Source organism: Streptomyces sp. adm13(2018), from assembly GCF_008042145.1.
Classification (GTDB): Bacteria; Actinomycetota; Actinomycetes; order Streptomycetales; family Streptomycetaceae; genus Streptomyces.
On sequence record NZ_RDBH01000141.1, the window covers coordinates 1,053,032 to 1,062,805 of the forward strand.

Annotated in this window: 7 protein-coding genes and 1 pseudogene; 2 read left to right on the plus strand and 6 right to left on the minus strand. The window is 73.4% G+C overall.

Going from position 1 to position 9,774, the window contains the following annotated elements; all coding sequences use genetic code 11:
• Both EAO70_RS32960 and EAO70_RS32965 read left to right on the plus strand, forming a co-directional pair.
• A pseudogene (locus EAO70_RS32960) lies at positions 1-723 on the plus strand (serine protease); the annotation flags it as partial.
• Positions 724-754: 31 nt separating this feature from the next.
• On the plus strand, positions 755-1,723 hold the full coding sequence (locus tag EAO70_RS32965; protein WP_148006417.1) for a bifunctional riboflavin kinase/FAD synthetase: 969 nt from the start codon (positions 755-757) through the stop codon (positions 1,721-1,723).
• A 112-nt stretch (positions 1,724-1,835) separates the two neighbouring features.
• Here the strand turns inward: EAO70_RS32965 and EAO70_RS32970 are convergent, their stop codons facing one another.
• The 6 genes from EAO70_RS32970 to EAO70_RS32995 form a co-directional block, all read right to left on the minus strand.
• Positions 1,836-2,843 (minus strand): ABC transporter ATP-binding protein, encoded by a 1,008-nt coding sequence (locus tag EAO70_RS32970; protein ID WP_148006418.1) that lies wholly within the window; start codon positions 2,841-2,843, stop codon positions 1,836-1,838.
• The gene (locus EAO70_RS32975) at positions 2,840-3,814 is read right to left on the minus strand and encodes an ABC transporter ATP-binding protein (RefSeq protein WP_148006419.1); all 975 of its coding nucleotides are present in this window, start codon (positions 3,812-3,814) and stop codon (positions 2,840-2,842) included. Before EAO70_RS32975 ends, EAO70_RS32970 begins: the two co-directional genes overlap by 4 nt.
• On the minus strand, positions 3,811-4,725 hold the full coding sequence (locus EAO70_RS32980) for an ABC transporter permease (RefSeq protein WP_148006420.1): 915 nt from the start codon (positions 4,723-4,725) through the stop codon (positions 3,811-3,813). Before EAO70_RS32980 ends, EAO70_RS32975 begins: the two co-directional genes overlap by 4 nt.
• The gene (locus EAO70_RS32985) at positions 4,722-5,783 is read right to left on the minus strand and encodes an ABC transporter permease (protein ID WP_148006421.1); all 1,062 of its coding nucleotides are present in this window, start codon (positions 5,781-5,783) and stop codon (positions 4,722-4,724) included. The genes EAO70_RS32980 and EAO70_RS32985 overlap by 4 nt, the downstream gene beginning before the upstream one ends.
• Before the next feature lie 3 nt (positions 5,784-5,786).
• Positions 5,787-7,622 (minus strand): ABC transporter substrate-binding protein, encoded by a 1,836-nt coding sequence (locus EAO70_RS32990; RefSeq protein WP_148006650.1) that lies wholly within the window; start codon positions 7,620-7,622, stop codon positions 5,787-5,789.
• A gap of 192 nt (positions 7,623-7,814) precedes the next feature.
• Positions 7,815-9,774 (minus strand): MinD/ParA family protein (locus EAO70_RS32995; RefSeq protein WP_148006651.1); only part of this gene is annotated, 1,960 nt, incomplete at its 5' end.

A 9,774-nucleotide genomic window follows, 5' to 3' on the forward strand; every position in this document is an offset into this window, starting at 1 on the left:
GTGGAGGCCCTCCCGGCCGACCCCGGGCCGGTCCTCGCCGCCCTCGCGGCCCGCCTGGACGGTACGGGCGAGGCCCCGGCCGCCACCCTGCGAGCCCTCGCCGACGTCGACACGCCCGCGCTCGCCCGCCGGGCCGCCTCCCTCGTCCGCGGCTACGTCGCCCGCCACCCCGCGGGCGCGGACCACGCGGCCGCCTTCGTCGACCGCCGCCTGGAGTACGGCCCCGCCGCCCGGGCCGTCCTCTTCCCCCTGGTCTCGGGCCTGATCCGGACCGGCCCCGTCCCGGTCCGACGCGCCCTCGCCCCCGTCCTCGCCGCGCCCGGCACCGGAGCCTCCCGGTACCTGCGGACCGAACTCCTCGACGTACTCCTGGAGCACGAGCGGTACACGGGCGGGGAGCCGACCGTCCTGGACGCCCTCCTGGCGGCCGCCGCCGAGGACGCCGAGCGCCGCAGCGAGCCGCGCACCCGGGTGCTCACCCACCGGGTCGGCGCCCTCTGGGCCCGTACCCCCGAGGGCGCGGCCCTGTGCGACCGGGCCCTCGCGGGACGCGTCCACGCCCGGCCCGCGTTCGCCGGGCTGCTCGCCGGCTGGGCCGTCGCGGACCCGGGGGCGTGGGCGCCGCTGCTCGGCCGGGAGACCCTCCGGGCGCTGCGGACCCCCGGCACTTCCATGCCGATGCGAACCGACGGCCCCGGGCATGGCAGTCTTAGACCTGCGTAATCGGCGAACAGGCGGACGAGGAGCGGTCACAGTGCAGCGCTGGCGTGGCTTGGAGGACATCCCCCAGGACTGGGGGCGCAGCGTCGTCACCATCGGCTCCTACGACGGTGTGCACCGCGGGCACCAGCTGATCATCGGGCGGGCCGTCGACCGCGCCCGGGAACTCGGCGTCCCCTCCGTGGTGGTCACCTTCGACCCGCACCCCTCCGAGGTCGTGCGGCCCGGCAGCCACCCGCCGCTGCTCGCCCCGCACCACCGGCGCGCCGAGCTGATGGCCGGCCTCGGCGTGGACGCGGTGCTCGTCCTGCCGTTCACCGCCGAGTTCTCCCAGCTGTCCCCGGCGGACTTCATCGTCAAGGTGCTCGTCGACAAGCTGCACGCGAAGGCCGTCATCGAGGGCCCGAACTTCCGCTTCGGCCACCGCGCCGCCGGAAACGTCGCCTTCCTGTCCGAGCTCGGCGCCACCTACGACTACGAGGTCGAGGTCATCGACCTGTACGTCAGCGGTACGGCGGGCGGCGGCGACCCCTTCTCCTCGACCCTCACCCGCCGCCTCGTCGCCGAGGGCGACATGACCGGGGCCGGCGAGATCCTCGGCCGTCCGCACCGCGTCGAGGGCGTCGTGGTCCGGGGCGCGCAGCGCGGCCGCGAGCTGGGCTTCCCGACGGCCAACGTCGAGACCCTCCCGCACACCGCGGTCCCCGCCGACGGCGTCTACGCCGGCTGGCTGACGGCCGCCGGCGAGCGGATGCCGGCCGCCATCTCGGTGGGCACCAACCCGCAGTTCAACGGCACCGAGCGGACGGTGGAGGCGTACGCGATCGACCGCGAGGGCCTCGACCTGTACGGGCTGCACGTGGCCGTGGACTTCCTCGCGTACGTCCGCGGGATGCTCAGGTTCGACACCCTGGACGACCTCCTGGAGGCGATGGCCGGCGACGTGAAGCGCTGCCGGGAGCTGACCGAGGCCTACGACCGGGAGAACCCCCAGGCCGGATAGGCCGAATGGGCCGGACAGGCCGGCCCCGTCGTCCGGCCACCCCTGACGACAGGCCGGCCCCGCCGACCGGGTGGCCCCGGCGCGGCGCCCCGGGCCACCGCGCCGGCCCGGCTCAGAGCGCCGGTTCCCGCGCCACCCAGTGGCAGGCCGCCTCCTGTTCGCCCCCGCCGCCCAGCACCGGCAGGCCCTCGCCGCGGCAGCGGTCCGCGACCGCCGCCGCCGCTCCCGAGGCCAGGACCTGACAGCGGGCGTGGAAGCGGCAGCCGGACGGGATCCGCGACGGGTCCGGCGGCTCACCGGTCAGCACCACCGGCGCACCCCCGGACTCCGGCAGCACCGACAGCAGTGCCTGGGTGTACGGGTGCCGGGGAGCGGTCAGGACCGACTCCACCCTGCCGGTCTCCACGACCCGCCCGAGGTACATCACCGCCACCCGGTCCGCGATGTTCCACGCGAGCCCCAGGTCGTGCGTCACCACCAGCGCGGACAGCCCGAGTTCGTCCCGCAGGCGCAGCAGCAGCGCCAGGATCTCGCCCCGTACGGAGGCGTCCAGGGAGGCCACCGGCTCGTCGGCGACGATGAGTTCGGGCTCCAGGACCAGCGCGCCCGCGATGACGACCCGCTGCCGCTGACCGCCGGACAGCTCGTGCGGGTAGCGCAGGAAGAAGCGCTCGGGAGGGCGGAGCCCGGCCCGTGCCAGGGCCCCCGCGACCGCCGCCCGCTCGTCGCCCGGGTGGCCGTGGATCCGCAGCCCCTCCGCCACCGCGTCGTACACGGTGTGCCGGGGGTTCAGCGAGCCGCTCGGGTCCTGGAGGACCAGCTGGGCCCGCCGCCGGTACGCCTTGAGGGCCGCGGAGCCGTACCCGAGCGGCTTCCCGTCGAAGGAGATGGTCCCGGACGTGGGCCGGACCAGGCCGAGGAGCGAGCGGGCCAGGGTCGTCTTGCCGCAGCCGGACTCCCCGACGAGGGCCACGATCTCGCCCGCCCCGATGTCCAGGTCCACCCCGTCGACCGCCCGGGCGGGCGGCGCTCCCCGCCGCCCGGGGAAGGTGACGTGCAGCCCCCGCGCCGACAGCAGGGCCGCCGCCTTCTCCGTACGCTCGGCCGTCTCCGTACTCATGACGCGCTCCCCACGTGGACGCAGGCGGCCCGGTGGTCCGCGGCCGCCTCCCGTAGCTCCAGCTCGATCTCCCCGCACGCCTCCACCGCCACCGGGCAGCGGGGGCGGAAGGAGCAGCCGCCGGGCAGGTCCGCCGGGTCCGGCGGGTCGCCCGGCAGTCCGCGCGGCGCGCGCCGGGACGCCGGGTCGCCGATCCGCGGGAAGGCCGAGGACAGGGCCCGGCCGTAGGGGTGCCGCGCGGCCTCGTACACGTCCCGGGCCGGCCCCTCCTCGACGACCCGGCCCGCGTACATCACGGCCAGCCGGTCGCAGGTGTCGGCGAGGACCGCGAGGTCGTGGCTGATCATCAGCAGGCTGATGGACTGCTCGGCGACGAGCCGCTCGATCAGCCGCAGGATCTGGGCCTGGATCATGACGTCCAGCGCGGTCGTCGGCTCGTCCGCGACGATCAGCTGCGGATCGCAGGCCAGCGCCATCGCGATCATCACGCGCTGCCGCTGCCCGCCGGACAGCTCGTGCGGATGGGAGGCGGCCCGCGCGGCCGGCAGCCCGACGTGTTCGAGCAGCTCGCCGACCTTCCGGCGGGCCGCGGCCGGGGTCGCCCGGCCGTGCACGAGCAGCGGTTCGGCGATCTGGTCCCCGATCCGGTGCACGGCGTTCAGCGAGTGCATCGCGCCCTGGAAGACGATGGACGCGCCCGCCCAGCGCACGGCCCGCAGGCGGCCCCACTTCATGGCGAGGACGTCCTCGCCGTCGAGCAGGACCTCGCCCTCGATCCGGGCCGAGGCCGGCAGCAGCCGCAGCAGCGCCAGCGCCAGGGTGGACTTGCCGCAGCCGGACTCGCCGGCCACCCCCAGCTTCCGTCCGGCCTCCAGGGTCAGGTCGACCCCGCGGACCGCGGGGACGGCGTCCGCCCCCGTCCCGTACGTCACCCGCAGGCCGCGCACCTCCAGGAGGCTCGGCGTGTTCATCGGCCCACTCCCAGCTTCGGGTTGAGCACGGACTCGACGGCCCGGCCGCACAGTGTGAACGCGAGCGCGACCAGGGCGATGGCGAGGCCGGGCGGCGCCAGGTACCACCAGTGCCCGGAGGAGACGGCGCCGGCCTCGCGGGCGTCCTGGAGCATGCCGCCCCAGGAGACGACGGTCGGGTCGCCGAGTCCGAGGAAGGCGAGGGTCGCCTCGGTGAGGATGGCGGTCGAGATGCCGAGCGTGGTCTGCGCGAGCACCAGCGGCATCACGTTCGGCAGCACGTGCCTGCTCATGACGTGCCCGTGCCCGCCGCCGAGGGCGGTCGCCCGTTCGATGTAGGGCCGGGACTCGACGGCGATCGTCTGGGCCCGCACCAGGCGGGCCGTGGTCGGCCAGGACGTCACCCCGATGGCCAGGACGACCGTCCACATCGACCGGGACATGACGGTGGCGAGCACGATCGCGAGGACCAGGGTCGGCATCACCAGGAACCAGTCGGTGATCCGCATGACCACCGTGGAGAACCAGCCGCCGTAGTGCCCGGCGATGATCCCCACCAGGGTGCCGATGGCGACCGAGAGCGCCGCCGCGAGCAGCCCGACGAGCAGCGAGATACGCGCCCCCCAGATCAGCAGCCCGAGCAGGGAGCGGCCGAACTGGTCGGTGCCCAGCGGGAACTCGGCGCTCGGCGACTCCAGGGCGGTGCCGGGGGCCTGGGTCACGGACTGCACGTCGGCGCCGACGGTCAGCGGGGCGGTCAGCGCGAGCAGCGCGATGAGGGCGAGCCCGGCGAGGCCGTACAGTCCGGCGCGGTGGCCGCGGTACGCCTTCCAGAAGCGGGCGGCCGAGCTCCGGCGGCGCTGCCGTCGCAGCGAGGCCGCCGACGGCGGTACCGACGCGGTCGAGGTCATCGGCCCACCCTCGGGTCGAGCAGCGGATACAGCAGGTCGGCGATCAGGTTCATCAGGATCATCGCTCCGGCGAAGACCACGAACAGTCCTTGTACGAGGGGGAGGTCGGGCACGCTCAGGGCCTGGTAGAACAGCCCGCCGAGCCCCGGCCAGGAGAACACCGTCTCCACCAGGATCGAACCGGCGGCCACGTGCCCCAGGTTGATGAAGACCATGGTCACGGTCGGCAGGAGCGCGTTCGGCACGGCGTGCCGGCGCCGGACGTCGTCGTCGCGCAGCCCCTTCGCCCGCGCCGTCGTCAGGTAGTCCCCGCCCATCTCGTCGAGGAGCGAGGAGCGCATCACGAGCAGCGTCTGCGCGTAGCCGACGGCCACGAGGGTGACGACCGGCAGGACGAGGTGGTGGGCGACGTCGAGGACGTACGCGAAGCCGGTCTCGCCGGTGCCCGACTCCATGCCCCCGGTCGGGAAGAGCCCCGGGACCGGTCCGATGCCGACCGAGAACACGATGATGAGCAGCAGCCCGAGCCAGAAGGAGGGCACCGACCAGAGGGTCAGCGCGATGCCGGTGTTGAGCCGGTCGCCGAGCCCGCCGTGGCGCCAGGCCGAACGGGTGCCGAGCCAGAGCCCGAGCGCCGAGTAGATCACCACGGCGATGCCGGTGAGCAGCAGCGTGGCGGGCAGCTTCTCCGCGATGAGGTCGCCGACCGGGGCGCGGAACTGGAAGGAGGTGCCGAGGTCGCCGGTCAGCGCCTTGGCGCAGTAGTCGGCGAACTGCTGCCACAGCGGCAGGTCGAGACCGAACTGGCGTCGCAGTGTCGCGAGTTGTTCGGCCGAGGTGGGGATGCCGTGCGTCATCGCCTTCACCGGGTCACCGGGGATGACCCGGAACAGGAAGAAGCTGGTGACGAGGACGGCGAAGAGGGAGACGAGCGCGCCGCCCAGCTTCCCCGCCGCGTGGCGGAGATAGCCGAGGGAGGCACCGGTGCGGGGTGCGCCGTCCGTGGTGCGGGCCGGTTCGGCCCGCACCACGTCGGCGGGGGTGCTCGCGGTCGTCACGGACTACTCGCGGTCGTCGGCGGTGGTGCGACGGCGGCGGGCGGTCCAGACGCCCACGGCGACCAGGACGAGTGCGACGGGCCCGAGGACCAGCCAGAGGGTCGTCGAGGAGCCGGAGTCCTCGCCGTCGGAGGCGGAGGCCGTGGGGACGGCCGACCACCAGCTCCAGTAGCCGTCCTGGCCCCAGAGGTTCCCGGCGGCCTCGGGCATGGTCGTGATGGACGCGATCTGGTCCGTGCGGTACGCCTCAAGGGCGTTCGGGTAGGCCATGACGTTCATGTACCCCGTGTCGTACAGCCGGGACTGCATCCGCTTCACCAGATCCGCCCGCTTGGCGGTGTCGTACTCGACCGCCTGCTGCGCGTAGAGGCCGTCGAACTCCTTGTCGCAGATGAAGTTGTCGGTGGCCCCGGAGTCCTTCGGCGTCGCGGGGAGCGTTCCGCAGGTGTGGATGGACAGGACGTAGTCCGGGTCGGGGTTGACCGACCAGCCGTCGAAGGCGAGGTCGTAGTCGCCCTTGACCCACGGGTCGGAGACGCTGTCCAGGCACTCGACCTTCAGGCCGATGCCCAGCTCGCCCCACCACTCCTGGAGGTACTTGCCGACGGCCTTGTCGTTCGGATCGGTCGCGTGGCAGAGGATCCGGAAGTCGAGCGGCTTGCCGTCCTTCCCGACGCGCTTGCCGTCGGCGTTCTTCCGGTACCCGGCGGCGACCAGCACCTTGTCCGCCTCGGCGGGGTCGTACGCGCGCTTCTGGCCGTCGCCCGGCTGCCAGAAGTACGAGCCGAAGCGGGGCGGGATGTAGCCCTGGCCCTCGACGGCGTGCCCCTGGAAGACCTTGTCCACGAGCGTGGCGCGGTCGACGGCGAGGAAGAGCGCCTTGCGGACCGCGGGGTCGAGCAGCGCCTTGTGGCCGTTGCCGAACGTGCCGCCGTTCTGGGCGCGCGCTCCGGGGTTGGTCGCGATGGCGTAGAAGCGGCGGCCGGGGGCGTCGTTGACCTTGACGTCCTGCTGGGTCTTCAGGGCCGCGGCCTGGGCGGGCGTCAGGTTCGGCACGAAGGACACCTCGCCCTTCTGGAGGGCGGCGACGGCGGCGTCCCCGTCCTTGTAGTACTTGAAGACCAGCTCGTCGAACTTGGGGGCGCCCCGCCAGAACTCCTTGTTCGGCTTGAGCTTGATGTACTGGTCGACCTTGTAGTCCGTGATGACGAACGGCCCGTTGCCCACGATGGGGAACTGCTTGTCGTTGTTGAACTTCGAGAAGTCGCCGACCTTCTCCCAGACGTGCTTGGGCACGATCGGCACGTCGAGTGCGGTCATCGTGGCCTGCGGCTTCTTGAGCCGGATGACGAGGGTCTTCGGGTCGGGCGCGGTGACCCGGGCGAAGTTGGCCGTGAAGCTGCCGTTGGCGGTGGCCGCGTTCGGGTCGGTCATCATCTTGTTGAAGGTCCAGGCCGCGTCCTCGGCGGTGGCCGGCTTCCCGTCGGACCACTTCGAGTTCTCGCGGATCGTGTACGTCCACGTCAGTTTGTCCGCCGAGGGGGTCCACGCGGTCGCCAGACCCGGGACCGTACGGGCGTCCTTGGCGTCGTAGTTGGTGAGGTACTCGTAGGCCAGCCGGTGGATGCTGGTCGAGGTGAGCTTCTGGGCGAGGAACGGACTCAGCGAGTCGATGCTCTGCGAGACGGCGACGGTGAGCGTGCTTCCCGCGGCCTTGTCGTCCTCCGCTGCGGCGGTACCGGGAACGGCCACGAGGGAGACGGCGGTGACACCGGAGGCGAGCAGCACGCGGAGTGCTCTGTGCGTGGGGGAGTGACGGGGCGGAACCTTCGTGACCATGACCATGGGACGTGACCTCGCGTCGGGGGATCTGTCGTGGATCTTGGGCTGACGGTGAGTGAAGCGAAGGTTTATCAGCGGTGGTCTGCCGTCGTCAACGATCCCTCAAACCCCTTGTGGGCTGGGGGAATGCCAAGAGGCCCCGCACCGGGGGACCGGTGCGGGGCCTCATTGGTCTACTCCTGTGACGCCTTACTGCTGAGGGGCTGGCGGAGCCTGCGGAGGCTGCTCCTGCGACCAGTTCGGCGGCGGGACCTGCCCCTGTCCCTGGTCCTGCGGCCGAACCTGGCCGGGCGGCTGCCCTTGGCCGTGCTCCTGCGGATCGGCCTGCGGAGGCAGCGGCGCGCCCGGCTGCGGCTGCTGCCAGCCCTGCGGCATCCCCGGCGCGCCGTACGGCTGTCCGGGAGCGGGCGGTGCTCCGTACGGCTGACCCGGGGCGGGCTGTCCGGGGAGCGGCTGGCCGGGCTGCGGCCGGCCCGGGATCTGCTGTCCGGGAAGCGGCTGGCCCGGGTGCGGCTGGGCGCCGTAGGGCTGGCCGGGGGCGGGCGGCGCGCCGTAGGACTGACCGGGGGCCGGCTGCTGCCCGTACGGCTGCTGCGGCGGGTACGGCTGGCCGGTCTGGCCGGGTTGTCCGTACGGCTGCTGACCGGGCATCGGCTGCCCCGGACCGGGCTGCCCGGGCTGTCCGGGCTGTGCGGGGGCGAACTGGCCCGGCATCGGCTGTCCGGGCATCGGCTGGGCGCCGTACGGCTGCCCCGGCACGGGCTGTCCGGGCTGTGCGGGCTGTCCGGGCTGTGCGGGCGCGAACTGGCCCGGCATCGGCTGTCCGGGCATGGCCTGGCCCGGCATCGGCGGGGCCATGTGCGGCGGCATCGCGCCCTGGCCGTCGCCGGTCCAGAGCCCCTGCGCCTGCTGCGCCCGCGAGAAGTCCTCCGCGACCATCGCCGAGAGGTGGAAGTACGCCTCCCGGGTCTTCGGCCGCATCATGTCGAGGTCCACCTCGGCACCGGCCGACAGGTGCTCGTCGAAGGGCACGACCACGACACCGCGGCAGCGTGTCTGGAAGTGCTGGACGATGTCCTCGACCTTGATCATCTTGCCGGTCTCGCGGACCCCGGAGATGACCGTGATCGAGCGCTGCACCAGGTCCGCGTAGCCGTGCGCGGAGAGCCAGTCCAGCGTCGTCGACGCGCTGGACGCGCCGTCCACGGAGGGCGTCGAGATGATGATCAGCTGGTCGGCGAGGTCGAGCACCCCGCGCATCGCGCTGTACAGCAGACCCGTGCCCGAGTCGGTGAGGATGATCGGGTACTGCTTGCCCAGGACGTCGATGGCCCGCCGGTAGTCCTCGTCGTTGAACGTCGTCGAGACGGCCGGGTCCACGTCGTTGGCGAGGATCTCCAGACCGGACGGCGCCTGCGAGGTGAACCGGCGGATGTCCATGTACGAGTGCAGGTACGGGATCGCCTGCACCAGGTCGCGGATGGTCGCCCCGGTCTCGCGCCGCACCCGGCGGCCCAGGGTGCCGGCGTCCGGGTTGGCGTCGATCGCCAGGATCTTGTCCTGCCGCTCGGTCGCCAGCGTGGCGCCCAGCGCGGTGGTCGTCGTGGTCTTGCCGACACCGCCCTTGAGGGAGATGACCGCGATCCGGTAGCAGGAGAGGACGGGGGTCCGGATCAGCTCCAGCTTGCGCTGCCGCTCCGCCTCCTCCTTCTTGCCGCCGAGCTTGAAGCGGGCGGCGGCGCCGCCGGGCGTCCGGCTCGACTTGGGCTTCTGCTTGTTGTTCCGCAGGAGCCGGTCGGAGGAGAGCTCGACGGCCGCGTTGTAGCCGAGCGGGGCGCCCGGCACGGACCGCTCCCGCTGGTCGTGCGTCACGGGCGAGGGCCAGGCCGCCCCGGTCCGCGGGTCGACGGGCTGCCCGCCCTGCGGCGGCTGCGGAGCCGCGGCCTGCGGGGGCACGGCGGCGGGGTGCGGGTAGCCGTAGCCGCCCTGGGCCTGCGGCGGTACGCCCCCGGAGACGCCGGGCTGTGCCCCGGGGCCCTGCGGGTAGCCGTAACCGGCCTGCTCCGGCGGCGTCCCGGGGTGCGGGAAGCCGTCCGCACCCCGGGACGCCGCCGGAGCAGGCCGGTTACGGCTACCCGCAGGGCCCCGG